This is a genomic window from Comamonas aquatica NBRC 14918 (genome assembly GCF_000739875.1).
Lineage (GTDB): Bacteria > Pseudomonadota > Gammaproteobacteria > Burkholderiales > Burkholderiaceae_C > Comamonas > Comamonas aquatica.
Genome location: NZ_BBJR01000001.1, coordinates 83,564 through 98,226, shown reverse-complemented (window position 1 = coordinate 98,226; position 14,663 = coordinate 83,564). Strand labels below are relative to the sequence as shown.

Below are 14,663 nucleotides of genomic sequence, written 5' to 3'. Positions count from 1 at the left end.
GGAAATGGCTGTGTGGACTAAAATCCAGAAAAATCAACCACTTACACTATATAACGCGCAGGTGAAACACATTATAGAGGGCAAACAGCCCCCAGAACCTACCCAGAACCCCGCAGCTTCCGCTGTACGGTTGATTGCGGTGGACGAAGATGGTGCCGGCCAGCGCCTGGATAACTTTCTGATGCGCCACCTGAAAGGCGTGCCCAAGACCCATGTCTACCGCATCATCCGCAGCGGCGAAGTGCGCATCAACAAGGGGCGCTGCCACGCCGATACCCGAGTGGAAGCTGGGGATGTGGTGCGCGTGCCGCCGGTGCGCATTTCCGACAGGGTGCAGGAAAAGGCCGAGCGTCCTGCGCCCGCGCGCGAGTTTCCCATCCTGTTTGAGGATGACCACCTGATCGCACTGGACAAGCCGGCCGGCGTGGCCGTGCATGGCGGCTCCGGCGTGAGCTTCGGTGTGATCGAGCAACTGCGCCAGGCGCGGCCCCAGGCCAAGTTCCTGGAGCTGGTGCACCGGCTGGACCGCGAGACTTCGGGCATCCTGTTGGTGGCCAAGAAGCGCTCGGCGCTGACCAAGCTGCAGGACCAGTTCCGCGAGCGCGAAACCGGCAAGACCTACCTGGCCCTGGTGCCCGGCGTCTGGCCGGCCAACAAGAAGGTGATCGACACCCCGCTGCACAAATACCTGCTGCCCGACGGGGAGCGCCGTGTGCGCACCACCACGGCCGACGATCCCGATGCCATGCGGGCCCTGACCCTGGTGAAGGTGCGCAGCCAGCATGCGCCGCGCCCGCTGCAGGGGCTGCCGGCGATGAGTTTGCTGGAAGTCACCATCAAGACCGGTCGCACCCACCAGATCCGCGTGCACCTGGCCTCGCAAGGGCATGCGATTGCGGGAGACGACAAGTATGGTGATTTCGACCTGAACAAGCGCCTGCCCAAGCAGGGGCTGAAGCGCATGTTCCTGCATGCCTGGCGCCTGCAGTTCAACCATCCGGCCACGGACGAGCGCATTGAGCTGCGGGCCGAGCTGCCGCCAGAGCTGGCGGAATTTGTGGCCTGATTGGCCAGCAACCTAGAACGGTATTGCGATGTCTGCTCGTAAATTTGATTTGATCGCCTTCGATTGGGACGGCACCCTGTTCGACTCCACCGCGGCGATCACCCGCAGCATCCAGCTGGCGGTGGCCGATGTCGGCGGCACGGTGCCGTCGGACGCCCAGGCCTCGTACGTGATCGGGATGGCGCTGCTGCCGGCCTTGGCCCATGCCGCGCCCGACGTGCCCCAGGACAAGTACAACGACCTGGCCAACCGCTACCGCTACCACTATCTGAAGCAGCAGGAGCTGATCACCCTGTTTGCCGGCGTGCTGCCCATGCTGGAAGCGCTGCGCGAGCGCGGGCACTGGCTGGCCGTGGCCACGGGCAAGAGCCGCCGCGGGCTGAACGAGGCGCTGCAGCATGCCGACCTGCGCGGCATGTTCGACAGCTCGCGCACGGCCGATGAGACCGCCGGCAAACCCCATCCGCTGATGCTGCAGGAGCTGATGGCCGAGCTGGACGTGCCGCCCGAGCGCCTGCTGATGATTGGCGACACCACGCACGACCTGCAGATGGCGCGCAACGCCGGTTGCGCCAGCGTGGCGGTGGCCTATGGCGCGCACGACCCCCGGGACCTGCAGGCCTGCCAGCCTCTGCACGTGGCGGCGGATGTCGCAGACTTGCACCAGTGGCTGCGCAGCAATGCCTGAGCGGCGCACTTTGCCCCCGCTGCCCGCGGCCGCGCTGGCATACTGCCGTTCTGGCCTGATTTTGAGAATAGAGCACCCATGAGCACTCCATCCACCCCCGATCGCGAGGGGTTTCCATCGTCTGAACCGCAGCCGGGGCAGGACCTGTGGGCGCGTGCCGCATCGGGTGCCCCGCAGGCGGCGGCGCCTGCCGCTCCGGGCTGGGAGCGGGATGTGCTGGAGCGCCTGGTGTTCGCCACGGTGCGCGAGCAGCGCGCCGCGCGGCGCTGGCGCATCTTCTGGCGCTTTGCCTGGCTGGGCGCCTTTCTGGCCGCGTTCTGGTGGCTGGGGCGTGACAGCGCCACAGCGGCGATGAGTGGGCCGCACACGGCGGTGGTCGAGATCAAGGGCGCCATCGCCAGCGATGCGAACGCGAATGCGGAATTCATCATCGCCGCCATGCGCAGCGCGCTGGAAGACCAGGGCTCGCGCGCCCTGGTGCTGATGATCAATTCGCCCGGCGGCAGCCCCGTGCAGGCCGGCATGATCAACGACGAAATCCGCCGCCTGAAGGCCCAGCACCAGAAACCCATTTACGCTGTGGTCGGGGAGACCTGTGCCTCGGCGGCCTACTACATCGCCGCTGCCGCGGACGAGATTTTTGTCGACAAGGCCAGCATCGTCGGCAGCATTGGCGTGCTGATGGACGGCTTTGGCTTCACCGGCGCCATGGACAAGCTGGGCGTGGAGCGCCGCCTGCTGACCGCCGGCAGCAACAAGGGCATGCTGGACCCCTTCAGCCCGTTGGAGCCTGGGCAGCGCGCCCATGCGCAGACCATGCTGAACCAGATCCACCAGCAGTTCATCGACGTGGTGCGCCAGGGGCGTGGCGAGCGCCTGAAGGAAACCGATGACACCTTCAGCGGCCTGTTCTGGACGGGCCAGGAAGCGATTGAGCAGGGCCTGGCCGACAAGTACGGTACCCTGGACAGCGTGGCCCGCGACGTGGTGCAGGCCGAGCAGGTGATCGACTACACGCGCAGCGAGAACATTGCCGAGCGCTTTGCCAAGCGCTTTGGCGCTGCCGTGGGCGGCGGTGCGGTGGATGCGCTGCACGGCATGCTGCCCGCCATCCGCTGATCGTCAGCCCGCCGCTGCGGCGGCGTCGGGTCTGCATAAAAAAAGAGCGCCTTGCGCTGGTCTGCTGTGGTTTTCAGATGGTTTTAACCCTGAAAGCTTTGCAGACCAAGCGCAAGGCGCTCTGGTTTTGGTGGCTGCCTATTGGCCGATGGCAAACACCACCGGGGTGCGGTTGTCCGGCTCGGTGCCCAGCTGCTTCCAGTCCTTCACGCTGCGGCTGGCAATGCGCGCGCTTTCCAGTGTCAGTCCGCTGGCCAGGGCCAGTCGGGTGCCGGCTTGCAGGCTGCCCAGCAGCGCCTGCCACAGGGCCGGGTTGCGGTAGGGCGTTTCGATGAACAGCTGGGCCTGGTTGTGGCGCTGGGCCAGCTGCTCCAGTTCCTTGATGCGCTGCACGCGCTGGGCGGCGTCCTGGGGCAGGTAGCCGACAAAGGCGAAGTTCTGGCCGTTCAGGCCACTGGCCGCCAGGGTCATCAGCAGCGACACGGGGCCGACCAGTGGCACCACCGGGATGCCGGCATCGTGCGCCGCGCGCACGATGGAGCTGCCGGGGTCGGCGACGGCGGGCATGCCGGCTTCGCTGACCAGGCCCATGTCGTGGCCCGCCAGGGCGGGTGCCAGCAGGGCCTTGGCATCAAACACCGCGCCACCCTGGCCACCGTGGTCGCCTTTTTTATGGGCTTCGCGCGGCAGCTCCTGCAGTTGCATCTGCTGCAGCGGCACGGCCAGGGGGTGGTGCTCGCCCACGCGCTTGAGGTAGGCGCGGGTGCTCTTGGCGTTCTCGCACACCCAGTGCTGCAGGCGCGCGGCGGTGCGCAGCGTCAGCTCCGGCAGCACATCGGTGATGGGGGATTGCGTGGCGCAGCCAAAGTCCAGCGGCGCGGGGACCAGGTACAGCGTGCCCGGTGTACTCATGGCAGTGCAATCCCGGCGGCGCGCACCATGCGGCAGGTGCGGATCATGGGCAGGCCGATCAGGGCGGTGGGGTCGTCGCTGTGGATGGCGTCCAGCAGGCTGATGCCCAGGCCTTCGCTCTTGGCGCTGCCGGCGCAGTCGTAGGGCTGCTCGGCACGCAGGTAGCGCTCGATCGCGTCGTCGCTCAGGTCGCTGCGGAACACGGTCCGGATGACGGCGACATCGCTTTGTGCAAATCCGGTGGCTTGGCACACCACGGCCACGGCCGTGTGGAACATCACCGTCTGGCCGCGCATGGCGCGCAGCATCTCGACCGCGCGCTCGTGCGTGCCGGGCTTGCCCATGGGCTGGCCGTGCAGGTCCGAGACCTGGTCGGAGCCGATCACGATGGCTTCGGGGTGCAGGGCGGCCACGGCATGGGCCTTGGCCAGGGCCAGGCGCAGGGCCAGCGCGCCGGGGGCTTCGCCGGGCAGCGGGGTTTCGTCGACTTCTGGCGAAACGGTGGTGAAGGACAGGTTCAGGCGCTCCACCAGTTCGCGGCGGTAGCGGGAGGTGGACCCCAGGATCAAGGGGCGCTGTGGGGTGTGGGATTCAGACATGCTGGGATTCTCTTACACTGCCGCCATGAGCAAGGACTTTTCTCCGGATCACCTTGATGTGGCCGCGTTTGCCAAGGCTGGCGCGCTGCTGGAAGGTCAGGATCCGCTATCGATGTATGAGCGTCTGCAGCAGGAGGCGCAAGCTCCGGTGCAGGATGCAGCGGTCGTCACCTGGAGTGCCGAAGGCGAGCATGTGGCCGAAATGGGTGGCGCGGGCCACATCTGGCTGCACCTGCAGGCCGACTGCAGCGTGCCCATGGTCTGCCAGCGCTGCCTGGAAGTGGCCGAGATTGCGCTGCATGCCGAGCGCTCCTTCCGCTTTGTGAAGGACGAGGCCACGGCCGAAGTTCTGGATGACGAAGCGGAAGAAGACCTGCTGGCTATCAGCAAGGACTTTAACCTGCGCGAGCTGATCGAGGATGAGTTGCTGATGGAGCTGCCCCTGGTGCCTATGCACGAGGTGTGCCCGGCCGTGGTGCCCATGGCCTCCAGCGATGAAGACTTTGAGCAGGCCGTCACGGAAAAGACCAATCCGTTTGCAGTGTTGGCCGGGCTGCGCAAGAATGGCGGCCAAGACTGACGTTTTTTGGTGATCAGTTGCAAGCCGCCGCAAGGCGGTTTCCTGTTGGTGTGCTGTGGGTAACCCGGCGACCAAGCTGTGGAAGACACGTGGTGTGAACCGGTGCGTACCGAGGTCATCTTGCCAAGTTGCGGGGTGGTTCGCTTTGTTCCAAGGGTTTGAGCTATAATCGGGGGCTTCGCGCGAAACCCCCTCGTGTCTTTAATGGGCTGATCGCGTTTTTCACCAACCCTTTCAAGACCAGGAGCCATCATGGCTGTTCAGCAAAACAAAAAGTCCCCTTCCAAGCGCGGCATGCACCGTTCGCACAACGCTCTGAATGTGCCCGGCATCGCTGTGGAAACCACCACCGGTGAAGTGCACCTGCGTCACCACATCAGCCCCAACGGCGTGTACCGTGGCCGTCAAGTGCTGAAGAACAAGTCCGAAGCCTAATTCGCCTCGGCTGACCCAAGGCCCGCAGCTACTTTTGTTGTAGCTCGGGCTTTTGTGCTTTTTAATGCCGCTTATTTATTAGTCACTGGTTGCCGGTCTCGTGCAGACGGGTAATGCTATTCATGATCACACTGGCAGTCGATTGCATGGGGGGCGACCACGGCCCCAGCGTCACGTTCCCCGCGTGCCGCCAATTTCTCACCACCCACCCGGATGTGCGCTTGCTGCTGGTCGGCCTGCCGCAAGCGTTTGCGGGGTGGCAGGCGCATGAGCGCGCCGAGATCGTGCATGCCTCGGAAGTGGTGACCATGGACGACGCCGTCGAGGTCGCCTTGCGTCGCAAGAAGGATTCCTCGATGCGCGTGACCATCCAGTTGGTCAAGGATGGCAAGGCCCAGGTGGCGGTGTCCGCCGGCAACACCGGCGCCTTGATGGCCGTATCGCGCTACCTGCTCAAGACCATGGATGGCATCGACCGCCCGGCGATTGCCACGCAACTGCCCAACGACCAGGGTGGCGCCACCACGGTGCTGGACCTGGGGGCCAATGTGGATTGCCAGCCCGAGCACCTGTTGCAGTTTGCCGTCATGGGCTCGGCGCTGGTGACAGCGCTGGACGCCGGCCATGCCGAACCTTCGGTGGGCTTGCTGAACATCGGTGAGGAAGCCATCAAGGGCAACGAAGTCATCAAGCGCACGGGCGAACTGCTGCGCGCGGCGGGTGATGCCAAGGCCATCCAGTTCATCGGCAATGTGGAAGGCAACGATATCTTCAAGGGCAACGTGGACATCGTCGTGTGTGACGGTTTTGTCGGCAACGTGGCGTTGAAGGCCTCCGAAGGCGTGGCCGCCATGATCGTGGGTGGTTTGAAGACCGAATTCAAGCGCAATATCTTGACGAAACTTGCGGCCATCGTGGCCTATCCGGTGCTAAAAGCGCTGATGAAGCGCATGGATCACCGCCGCTACAACGGCGCTGCCTTGCTGGGCCTGCGCGGCCTGGTGTTCAAGAGCCATGGTTCCGCAGACAAGTCGGCTTACGAGCATGCGCTCAACCGCGCTTATGATGCAGCCCGCAACAACCTTCTAGACCGTGTGCAAGGTCGGATTGCCCAGGCGGCCACGCTGTTGGCGGCGTCGGGAACCCCTTCCGCGCCTGCTGCTGCGGCAGATTGAGACGAGATGACACGTTACGCACGCATTACCGGCACGGGCAGCTATCTGCCTCCGCGCCGTCTGACCAACCACGATTTGGCGGCCGAGCTGGCTGAACGTGGGATTGAGACTTCGCACGAATGGATCGTGGAGCGCACCGGCATCGAGGCGCGCCACTTTGCCGATGCTGCCACCAGCAGCAGCGATCTGGCGCTGGAGGCTTCGCGCAAGGCGCTGGAGGCCGCAGGCCTGGCGCCGCAGGACATCGACCTCATCATCGTCGCGACCTCGACGCCCGACATGGTGTTCCCTTCCACCGCCTGCATCTTGCAGAACAAGCTGGGTGCCAACGGCTGTGCAGCCTTTGACGTGCAGGCCGTGTGCAGCGGTTTTGTCTATGCCTTGACCGTGGCCGACGCCATGATCCGCTCCGGTGGGGCCCGCCGTGCGCTGGTGGTCGGGGCCGAGGTGTTCAGCCGCATCCTGGATTTCAGCGACCGCACCACCTGCGTGCTGTTTGGTGACGGCGCCGGTGCCGTGGTGCTGGAGGCTTCCGACGCGCCAGGCATCCTGGCCAGCGACCTGCACGCCGATGGCAGCCACGTCGGCATCCTGTGCGTGCCCGGCAACGTCTCGGGAGGTCAGGTGCTGGGCTCGCCCCTGCTGACCATGGACGGTCAGGCGGTGTTCAAGCTGGCCGTGGGCGTGCTGGAAAAAGCGGCGCGTGCCACGCTGGAAAAAGCGGGCAAGACCGATGCCGACATCGACTGGCTGATTCCCCACCAGGCCAACATCCGCATCATGCAGAGCACGGCCCGCAAGCTCAAGTTGCCCATGGACAAGGTGATCGTCACCGTGGACCAGCATGGCAACACCTCGGCGGCCTCGATCCCGCTGGCGCTGGACCATGGCGTGCGCAACGGCCAGGTCAAGCCCGGTCAGACCGTGCTGCTGGAAGGGGTGGGCGGGGGCTTCACCTGGGGTGCGGTGCTTTTGAATATGTAGCTGTAAGCGCTTGCTGTGCAAGCGTTTAAGCCTGTTTTTACGAAGAATGAGAGACCGCAATATGAGCAAATTTGTATTTGTCTTTCCCGGCCAGGGCTCGCAATCGGTGGGCATGCTGGATGCCTGGGGCGATCACCCCGTGGTGGCCCAGACCCTGCAGGAAGCCTCGGACGCCCTGGGGGAAGACATCGGTGCGCTGATCAAGAACGGCCCCAAGGAAGACCTGGCGTTGACCACCAACACCCAGCCCGTGATGCTGGTGGCTGGTGTCGCCGCATGGCGTGTGTGGCAGGCTGAAGGCGGGGCGACCCCTGCTGCGGTGGCCGGCCATTCGCTGGGTGAGTATTCCGCCCTGGTGGCCTCCGGCGTGCTGACGCTGGCTCAGGCGGCGCCGCTGGTGCGCCTGCGTGCCGCCGCCATGCAGGAGGCCGTGCCCGTGGGCACGGGGGCCATGGCCGCCGTGCTGGGCCTGCCGGCCGATAAGGTCCGCGAAGTCTGCGCTGCCGTGACGGCGCAACTGGGTGGTGCTGAAGTGGTGGAAGCCGTGAACTTCAACGACCCCGGTCAGACCGTGATCGCTGGCTCCAAGTCCGCGGTCGAGGCGGCCAGTGCGGCCGTCAAGGAAGCGGGTGCCAAGCGTGCCCTGCCGCTGCCGGTGTCGGCCCCTTTCCACTCCAGCCTGATGAAGCCTGCGGCCGAAAAGCTGAAGCTGGCGCTGGAGGCGCTGGAGCTGGGTGTGCCCCAGATCCCCGTGGTCAACAACATCGATGTGGCGGTGCAAACCGAAGCGGCTGCTATCCGCGATGCGCTCTACCGTCAAGCCTTTGGCCCCGTGCGTTGGGTGGAATGCGTGCAGGCCATGAAAGCCCGTGGCATCACGCATTTGGTAGAGTGCGGCCCTGGCAAGGTGTTGGCTGGCATGACCAAGCGCATCGACGCGGACCTGGTGGGCGTGGCCCTGTATGACCCGGCCACCCTGGCTGAAGTGAAAGAATTGCTCGCATGACCGAACAAAAGAAACAAGTGGCGCTGGTGACCGGTGCCTCGCGTGGCATTGGTGCCGCGATTGCGCTGGAGCTGGCCGAGCGCGGCTACACCGTGATCGGCACGGCCACGACCGATGCTGGCGCGGCCCGCATCGGCGAAACCCTGGCTGCCAAGGGCGGCCGCGGCGTGAACCTGAACGTGAACGACGCCGCCGGCGTGGACGCCCTGCTGGACGACATCCTTAAGACCGACGGCGGCCTGCATGTGCTGGTAAACAATGCCGGCATCACCCGCGACACCCTGGCCATGCGCATGAAGGACGACGACTGGTCCGCCGTCATCGACACCAACCTGCAAGCTGTTTTCCGACTCAGCCGTGCGGCTATTCGCCCGATGATGAAACAGCGCTTTGGGCGCATCATCAGCGTGACCAGTGTGGTCGGCGCGATGGGCAATGCCGGTCAGGCCAACTACGCGGCCGCCAAGGCCGGCGTGGCCGGCATGAGCCGTGCGCTGGCGCGCGAGTTGGGCAGCCGCGGTATCACCGTGAACTGCGTGGCGCCAGGCTTCATTGCTACAGATATGACATCGGTTCTGCCGGAAGAGCAGAAGAAGGCGCTGACTTCTCAGATCCCCATGGGGGATCTGGGCAAGCCCTCCGACATTGCACATGCCGTGGCCTTTTTGGCCTCCGAAGGCGCGGGTTACATCACCGGCCACGAATTGCATGTCAATGGCGGTATGTACATGTAAATTAACGAAAGTTAAGCCGTTTCCTCGCGACGGCAGGCCGAACAGAGGCAAGTTCCTCGAAGCGGCTAGAATCGCGGGTTCATTCACAACCCCCTGAGGGAAACCATGAGCGATATCGAAGCACGTGTCAAAAAAATCATTGCTGAACAACTCGGCGTTGAAGAGTCCCAAGTGACCAACGAAAAGGCCTTCGTGGCCGACCTGGGCGCTGACTCCCTGGACACGGTCGAACTGGTGATGGCCCTGGAAGATGAATTCGGCATCGAAATCCCCGATGAAGATGCTGAAAAGATCACGACGGTGCAAAACGCCATCGACTACGCCAACACCCACCACAAGGCCTAATAGGTCTTTACGCACCGAGCGATAAGAATAAGGTTTGAACGCATGAGCCGTCGTCGCGTTGTCGTGACCGGCCTGGGATGTATCAGCCCCGTGGGTAACACGGTGGCCGATGCCTGGGCCAATCTTTTGGCCGGCAAGTCCGGCATTGACCGCATCACCAAGTTTGATGCCTCGAACTTCTCCTGCCAGATTGCAGGCGAGGTCAAGGGATTCAACGTGGAGGAGTACATGAGCGCCAAGGATGCGCGCACCATGGACACCTTCATTCACTTTGGCATTGCGGCAGCGGAGCAAGCGGTCAGGGATGCAGGTCTGCCCACGGGCGAGGCCTTGTCCGATGATCTTTCTACCCGCATCGGTTGCGTGATCGGGTCCGGTATCGGGGGCTTGCCCCTGATCGAGAACACCCAGATCGAACTGTCCAATCGCGGTCCCCGCCGCATCACCCCATTTTTCGTGCCTGCCTCCATCATCAACATGGTGGCCGGTCACGTATCCATGCGCTTCGGCTTCAAGGGGCCGAACCTGTCGGTGGTGACAGCCTGTACCACCGGCCTGCACTGCATCGGCGAAGCCGGGCGCATGATTGAATACGGCGACGCCGACATCGTCGTCGCCGGTGGCGCTGAGTCGACTGTGTCCCCCCTGGGCATCGGTGGCTTCGCGTCCATGCGCGCCCTTTCCACACGCAACGACAATCCCCAGGCTGCCTCGCGCCCCTGGGACCGTGATCGCGATGGTTTCGTGCTGGGCGAAGGCGCAGGTGTGCTGGTGCTGGAAGAGTACGAGCACGCCAAGGCACGTGGTGCCAAGATCTACGCCGAACTGGGTGGCTACGGCATGAGTGCCGATGCTGGCCACATGACAGCGCCCAACATGGACGGCCCCCGCCGCGCCATGATCAATGCCATGCGCAATGCCGGTGTGAACCCGGACCAGATCAACTATCTGAACGCGCACGGTACCTCGACCCCCTTGGGCGACAAGAACGAGAGCAACGCCATCAAGGCTGCGCTGGGCGATGCCGCTTACAAGACCGTGGTCAGCTCCACCAAGTCCATGACCGGCCACCTGCTGGGTGGTGCCGGTGGCGTGGAAAGCGTGTTCACGGTGATGGCCCTCCATGACCAGAAGATTCCGCCGACCATCAACCTGCTGAACCAGGACCCCGACTGTGATCTGGACTACTGCGCGAATGTGGCGCGGGACGCCAAGATCGATGTCGCGCTGAAGAACAACTTCGGTTTCGGCGGCACCAACGGTTCGCTGATCTTCAAGCGCATCTGAACCCCGACGGCACAAGGGCACGCATGCCTTCTGTGACCTCCCTACAACCCGCTGCTTGCCTGCCAAGCCGCGGGTTTTTTCTTGGCTAGCGAGCCCGCCATGTCAGAGCGCCACAGTCCTGCCGTCACCTACCCCTTGCGCGCTGCGCCGCTGTTGCGCAACGGCCTGTGGGCGGTGCTGATCCTGGAGGCCGTGCTTCTGGCCCTGTGGGCTGTCGAGGGTGCAGGCCATGGCCGCTGGCAATGGCTGCGCATGGCGGGGGCGGTGGCCATCTGGGGTGGCTGTGCCGTATGGGGCTGGCAGGCCTGGCGTGCGATGCCGGTGGGGGTGCTGCAGTGGGATGGCCGTGTCTGGACCTGGCAGGGGCCCGGGGCGTCGTCCGTGCTGGCGGGGAGCGTGCAGGTGGTGCTGGACGGGCAGTCGCTGCTGTTGCTGCGCTGGCCCGGCAGCGCGCAGCGGGGCCAGCGCTTTTGGCTGCAGAGAGATTGGGCGCCGCATGCCTGGGACGATGTGCGGCGTGCGGTATATTCACCAGCCCGTCCTCCGTAAGATGTGCCGACGCTCCCAGCCCGGGAGGGCGCCGGATGCAGCACTGCGGCCAGGCGTTCTCGCGAGACTTCGCATTCATGACATCTGCCTCTGCGCCTTCTTCTTCCTCTGACAGCGATCTGCAACTGGTCGAGCGCACCGTCGCCGGCGATCAGCGCGCCTACGAGCTGTTGGTGATCAAGTACCAGCGGCGCATCGAGCGCCTGATTGCGCGCATGGTGCGCGACCCGGATCTGGTGCAGGACATCGCGCAGGAAACCTTTTTGCGTGCCTACCGTGCCTTGCACCAGTTTCGCGGCGAAGCGCAGTTCTACACCTGGCTGTACCGGATTGCCGTCAACACGGCCAAGAAGGCCCTGGTGGATATGCGGCGCGACCCGGTGGTGCTGGAGAGTGCGTTACACATTTCCGACGACGAGGATGAAACTTTCCGCCCTCGCCATGAACCAACCACCGACGAGACGCCTGAGACCGTCTTGGCTGCGCAAGAGATTGCCGCCGCGGTGAATGCGGCCATGGAAGCGCTGCCTGAAGATTTGCGCCAAGCTGTGACGCTGCGCGAAATCGAGGGCCTGAGCTACGAAGAGATTGCGGCTGCCATGAACTGTCCCATCGGCACGGTGCGTTCGCGCATCTTCCGGGCCCGCGAGGCCATCTCGGCACGTGTCAAACCCTTGCTGGAGCGGCAGGGGGGCAAGCGATGGTGATGGAAGCGACATCGGTCAAAAGCCAGTGAGCAGGTGAACCCATGATGGAACAAGAGATGAACAAGGAGTTGCTGTCCGCCCTGGTGGACGGCGAGCTCCACGGCGATGAGCTGGAGCAGGCCTTGGCGTGCGCGGAAAGTGCCGACGGCTGCGCAAGCTGGGAGCTGTACCACCTGGTCGGCGATGTGCTGCGCTCGCCCGACCTGGCGCACCACAGCCAGCACGACCTGCTGTCCGGCTTGCGCCAGCAGCTGGCGGCCGAGCCGGCGCTGCGCCTGCAGCCCGCGCAGCTGGAGCAGGTCACAGCCGGCCTGGCGCAGCAGACCCCGGTGGTGGCTCTGCGCGACCCGGCGGCCAACACCTCGGTCTTCCGCTGGAAGGTGGCGGCCAGTTTTGCCACCGTCGCCGCCGTGGCGGCACTGGGCTGGAACCTGGTGAGCACCACCCCGGCCGGCGGCCAGGGGGCCCAGCTGGCCAGCAATGGATTGGGCGCTGCGCCTGTGGTGGTGGCTACCGAGAACGGCGAAGTGCTGCGCGATCCGCGCCTGGACGCCCTGATGGCCAGTCACCAGCAGTACCGTGCAGCCCTGCAGGTGCCCGCCGATTTCCTGCGCAACGCCAGCTTTGCGGCGCGCAGCACGCAGGCCGCTAACCAGTGACCGTTGGTCGATTTGAGCGTCTGGCTGACAAAAAAGTGAGCTGGTTGCGCTTGAATATCAAGCGTTTCAGCGGTAAAACACCATGAAATCAAGAAAGAGCGCACGCAATGCGCTCTTTTTTTTGCTGTACACCTTGCCTTGCAGGCACCACTGTCACGTGCAAAAACCGCAGGATGCGGGAACCAAATCGCGTGGCGGTTTTCTGAGGATGTAACTGCGCGCTGCGCAGGCTGTGATTTTGGAAAGGATGACCACAATGCCTTCTATGCAACCCAAGCCCATCCATGCCGCGGTGCTGTCCCTGGCGATTGCTGCGGGTGCCGCCACCGGTGCGTGGTGGGGCGCTTCGGACCACCAGCTGATCGCACCGGCCCACGCGCAGACCGCGCCGGCCACCGCGCCGCTGGTGACGGGCCTGCCCGACTTCACGCAACTGGTCGACGCCGTCGGCCCCGCCGTGGTCAATATCCGCACCACGGAAAAAATCTCCACCCAGCCCTCGATGAGCGGCATGGACGAGGACATGCTCGAGTTCTTCCGCCGCTTCGGCCTGCCTGTGCCGAACGTGCCCCGCCAGGGCACGCCCGGGGGCAATGCCGACGAGGGCGAGGAGCGCCCCAGCGGTGTGGGCTCCGGCTTCATCCTCAGCCCTGACGGCTACGTGATGACGAATGCCCACGTGGTCGAAGGCGCCAGCGAGGTGATCGTGACGCTGACCGACAAGCGCGAGTTCAAGGCCAAGATCATTGGCTCGGACAAGCGCACCGACGTGGCCGTGGTCAAGATCGACGCCAAGGGCCTGCCCGCGGTGAAGATTGGCGACGTCGGCCGCCTGAAGGTCGGCGAATGGGTGATGGCGATCGGCTCGCCCTTCGGCCTGGAGAACTCGGTGACGGCCGGCATCGTCTCGGCCAAGCAGCGCGACACCGGCGACTACCTGCCCTTCATCCAGACCGACGTGGCCATCAACCCCGGCAACTCGGGCGGTCCCCTGCTGAACATGCGCGGCGAGGTGGTGGGCATCAACAGCCAGATCTACTCGCGTTCCGGCGGCTTCATGGGCATTTCGTTCGCCATCCCGATCGATGAGGCGGTGCGGGTCAGCGATCAGCTGCGCGCCACCGGCAAGGTCACGCGTGGGCGCATCGGCGTGCAGATCGGCCAGGTGACCAAGGATGTGGCCGAGTCGATCGGCCTGGGCACGGCGCGCGGCGCCCTGGTGTCGGCGGTGGAGCCGGATTCGCCTGCGGCCAAGGCCGGCATCGAGGCCGGCGACATCATCGTGAAATACGATGGCAAGTCCATCGACAAGGTCGCCGATCTGCCACGCCTGGTGGGCAACACCAAGCCTGGCACCAAGAGCAGCATCAGCGTGTTCCGCCGCGGGCAGATGCGCGATCTGACGATCACCGTGGCCGAGGTGGAACCGGACGAGGCCCAGGTGGCGCGTGCCGAAGGCAAGTCCTCCCCCGGGGCCACGGCCACGGCCACGGCCAAGCAGATTGGCCTGGTGGTGGCCGACCTGACCGAGGCGCAGAAGAAGTCGCTGGCCATCAAGGGCGGGGTGCGCATCGTCTCGGCCGCAGATGCGGCCGCCCGTGCGGGCCTGCGCGAGGGCGATGTGGTGCTGGCGATCGCCAACAGCGAAGTGAGCAACGTCAAGGCCTTCGAGGCCGTGCTGGCCAAGGTGGACAAGAGCAAGCCCCTGAGCCTGCTGGTGCGCCGTGGCGAGTGGACCCAGTACGTTCTCATTCGTCCCAACGGCAAGTAAAGCGCTGCCCTGTCGGTCCTGTACAGGGGAGGCTATTCCTTGTGTAG

The 14,663-nt window shown here is 64.7% G+C and carries 17 protein-coding genes; 15 read left to right on the top strand and 2 right to left on the bottom strand.

Features of this window, described 5'->3' with window-relative positions; translation table 11 throughout:
* Positions 1–61: 61 nt before the first annotated feature.
* The 3 genes from CA2_RS00475 to CA2_RS00465 all read left to right on the top strand — a co-directional run bounded on the left by CA2_RS00475 (position 62) and on the right by CA2_RS00465 (position 2,873).
* On the top strand, positions 62–1,066 hold the full coding sequence (locus CA2_RS00475) for an RluA family pseudouridine synthase (protein WP_369441105.1): 1,005 nt from the start codon (positions 62–64) through the stop codon (positions 1,064–1,066).
* A 28-nt stretch (positions 1,067–1,094) separates the two neighbouring features.
* A complete protein-coding gene (locus CA2_RS00470; protein ID WP_042411349.1) occupies positions 1,095–1,754 on the top strand; it encodes an HAD family hydrolase in 660 nt (219 codons plus the stop codon).
* A gap of 78 nt (positions 1,755–1,832) precedes the next feature.
* A complete protein-coding gene (locus CA2_RS00465) occupies positions 1,833–2,873 on the top strand; it encodes a S49 family peptidase (protein ID WP_042411346.1) in 1,041 nt (346 codons plus the stop codon).
* A gap of 138 nt (positions 2,874–3,011) precedes the next feature.
* On the opposite strand, the gene CA2_RS00460 is transcribed toward CA2_RS00465, so the two are convergent.
* Both CA2_RS00460 and CA2_RS00455 read right to left on the bottom strand, forming a co-directional pair.
* Complete coding sequence (locus CA2_RS00460; protein ID WP_042411343.1) at positions 3,012–3,785, bottom strand: SAM-dependent methyltransferase; 774 nt, start codon at positions 3,783–3,785, stop codon at positions 3,012–3,014.
* Complete coding sequence (locus CA2_RS00455) at positions 3,782–4,384, bottom strand: Maf family nucleotide pyrophosphatase (RefSeq protein WP_042411341.1); 603 nt, start codon at positions 4,382–4,384, stop codon at positions 3,782–3,784. Before CA2_RS00455 ends, CA2_RS00460 begins: the two co-directional genes overlap by 4 nt.
* 25 nt (positions 4,385–4,409) lie before the next feature.
* On the opposite strand from CA2_RS00455, the gene CA2_RS00450 reads away from it, so the two are divergent.
* From CA2_RS00450 to CA2_RS00395, 12 genes are all read left to right on the top strand, one after another.
* The gene (locus tag CA2_RS00450; protein WP_042411655.1) at positions 4,410–4,964 is read left to right on the top strand and encodes a YceD family protein; all 555 of its coding nucleotides are present in this window, start codon (positions 4,410–4,412) and stop codon (positions 4,962–4,964) included.
* A 252-nt stretch (positions 4,965–5,216) separates the two neighbouring features.
* On the top strand, positions 5,217–5,399 hold the full coding sequence (gene rpmF, locus CA2_RS00445; RefSeq protein WP_042411339.1) for a 50S ribosomal protein L32: 183 nt from the start codon (positions 5,217–5,219) through the stop codon (positions 5,397–5,399).
* 122 nt (positions 5,400–5,521) lie between these two features.
* Positions 5,522–6,574: a phosphate acyltransferase PlsX gene (plsX, locus tag CA2_RS00440; RefSeq protein WP_042411336.1), complete on the top strand. Its 1,053-nt coding sequence runs from the start codon at positions 5,522–5,524 to the stop codon at positions 6,572–6,574.
* Between the two features lie 6 nt (positions 6,575–6,580).
* Entirely contained in the window at positions 6,581–7,558 is a 978-nt protein-coding gene (locus CA2_RS00435; RefSeq protein WP_042411331.1) for a beta-ketoacyl-ACP synthase III, read from the top strand.
* 61 nt (positions 7,559–7,619) lie between these two features.
* Positions 7,620–8,564, top strand: a complete 945-nt coding sequence (fabD, locus tag CA2_RS00430; protein ID WP_042411328.1) for an ACP S-malonyltransferase — start codon at positions 7,620–7,622, stop codon at positions 8,562–8,564.
* Positions 8,561–9,298: a 3-oxoacyl-ACP reductase FabG gene (gene fabG / locus CA2_RS00425; protein ID WP_042411325.1), complete on the top strand. Its 738-nt coding sequence runs from the start codon at positions 8,561–8,563 to the stop codon at positions 9,296–9,298. Before fabD ends, fabG begins: the two co-directional genes overlap by 4 nt.
* A 105-nt stretch (positions 9,299–9,403) precedes the next feature.
* Positions 9,404–9,643 (top strand): acyl carrier protein, encoded by a 240-nt coding sequence (gene acpP, locus CA2_RS00420; RefSeq protein ID WP_019575021.1) that lies wholly within the window; start codon positions 9,404–9,406, stop codon positions 9,641–9,643.
* 42 nt (positions 9,644–9,685) lie between these two features.
* Entirely contained in the window at positions 9,686–10,930 is a 1,245-nt protein-coding gene (gene fabF, locus CA2_RS00415) for a beta-ketoacyl-ACP synthase II (RefSeq protein WP_042411323.1), read from the top strand.
* 99 nt (positions 10,931–11,029) lie between these two features.
* Positions 11,030–11,479 (top strand): hypothetical protein, encoded by a 450-nt coding sequence (locus tag CA2_RS17840; protein WP_052369775.1) that lies wholly within the window; start codon positions 11,030–11,032, stop codon positions 11,477–11,479.
* A 77-nt stretch (positions 11,480–11,556) separates the two neighbouring features.
* Positions 11,557–12,186: an RNA polymerase sigma factor RpoE gene (rpoE, locus tag CA2_RS00405; RefSeq protein WP_042411650.1), complete on the top strand. Its 630-nt coding sequence runs from the start codon at positions 11,557–11,559 to the stop codon at positions 12,184–12,186.
* A gap of 41 nt (positions 12,187–12,227) precedes the next feature.
* Positions 12,228–12,845, top strand: a complete 618-nt coding sequence (locus CA2_RS00400) for a sigma-E factor negative regulatory protein (protein ID WP_042411322.1) — start codon at positions 12,228–12,230, stop codon at positions 12,843–12,845.
* 247 nt (positions 12,846–13,092) lie between these two features.
* Positions 13,093–14,616 (top strand): DegQ family serine endoprotease, encoded by a 1,524-nt coding sequence (locus CA2_RS00395; protein ID WP_439708923.1) that lies wholly within the window; start codon positions 13,093–13,095, stop codon positions 14,614–14,616.
* Positions 14,617–14,663: the final 47 nt, after the last annotated feature.

Excerpts from the sequence above, each read along its gene's own strand:
- CA2_RS00470 (WP_042411349.1), top strand. The coding sequence starts at position 1,095 with ATGTCTGCTCGTAAATTTGATTTGATCGCCTTCGATTGGGACGGCACC.
- CA2_RS00465 (WP_042411346.1), top strand. The coding sequence starts at position 1,833 with ATGAGCACTCCATCCACCCCCGATCGCGAGGGGTTTCCATCGTCTGAA.
- CA2_RS00460 (WP_042411343.1), bottom strand. The coding sequence starts at position 3,785 with ATGAGTACACCGGGCACGCTGTACCTGGTCCCCGCGCCGCTGGACTTT.
- CA2_RS00455 (WP_042411341.1), bottom strand. The coding sequence starts at position 4,384 with ATGTCTGAATCCCACACCCCACAGCGCCCCTTGATCCTGGGGTCCACC.
- CA2_RS00450 (WP_042411655.1), top strand. The coding sequence starts at position 4,410 with ATGAGCAAGGACTTTTCTCCGGATCACCTTGATGTGGCCGCGTTTGCC.
- rpmF (WP_042411339.1), top strand. The coding sequence starts at position 5,217 with ATGGCTGTTCAGCAAAACAAAAAGTCCCCTTCCAAGCGCGGCATGCAC.
- plsX (WP_042411336.1), top strand. The coding sequence starts at position 5,522 with ATGATCACACTGGCAGTCGATTGCATGGGGGGCGACCACGGCCCCAGC.
- CA2_RS00435 (WP_042411331.1), top strand. The coding sequence starts at position 6,581 with ATGACACGTTACGCACGCATTACCGGCACGGGCAGCTATCTGCCTCCG.
- fabD (WP_042411328.1), top strand. The coding sequence starts at position 7,620 with ATGAGCAAATTTGTATTTGTCTTTCCCGGCCAGGGCTCGCAATCGGTG.
- fabG (WP_042411325.1), top strand. The coding sequence starts at position 8,561 with ATGACCGAACAAAAGAAACAAGTGGCGCTGGTGACCGGTGCCTCGCGT.
- acpP (WP_019575021.1), top strand. The coding sequence starts at position 9,404 with ATGAGCGATATCGAAGCACGTGTCAAAAAAATCATTGCTGAACAACTC.
- fabF (WP_042411323.1), top strand. The coding sequence starts at position 9,686 with ATGAGCCGTCGTCGCGTTGTCGTGACCGGCCTGGGATGTATCAGCCCC.
- CA2_RS17840 (WP_052369775.1), top strand. The coding sequence starts at position 11,030 with ATGTCAGAGCGCCACAGTCCTGCCGTCACCTACCCCTTGCGCGCTGCG.
- rpoE (WP_042411650.1), top strand. The coding sequence starts at position 11,557 with ATGACATCTGCCTCTGCGCCTTCTTCTTCCTCTGACAGCGATCTGCAA.
- CA2_RS00400 (WP_042411322.1), top strand. The coding sequence starts at position 12,228 with ATGATGGAACAAGAGATGAACAAGGAGTTGCTGTCCGCCCTGGTGGAC.
- CA2_RS00395 (WP_439708923.1), top strand. The coding sequence starts at position 13,093 with ATGACCACAATGCCTTCTATGCAACCCAAGCCCATCCATGCCGCGGTG.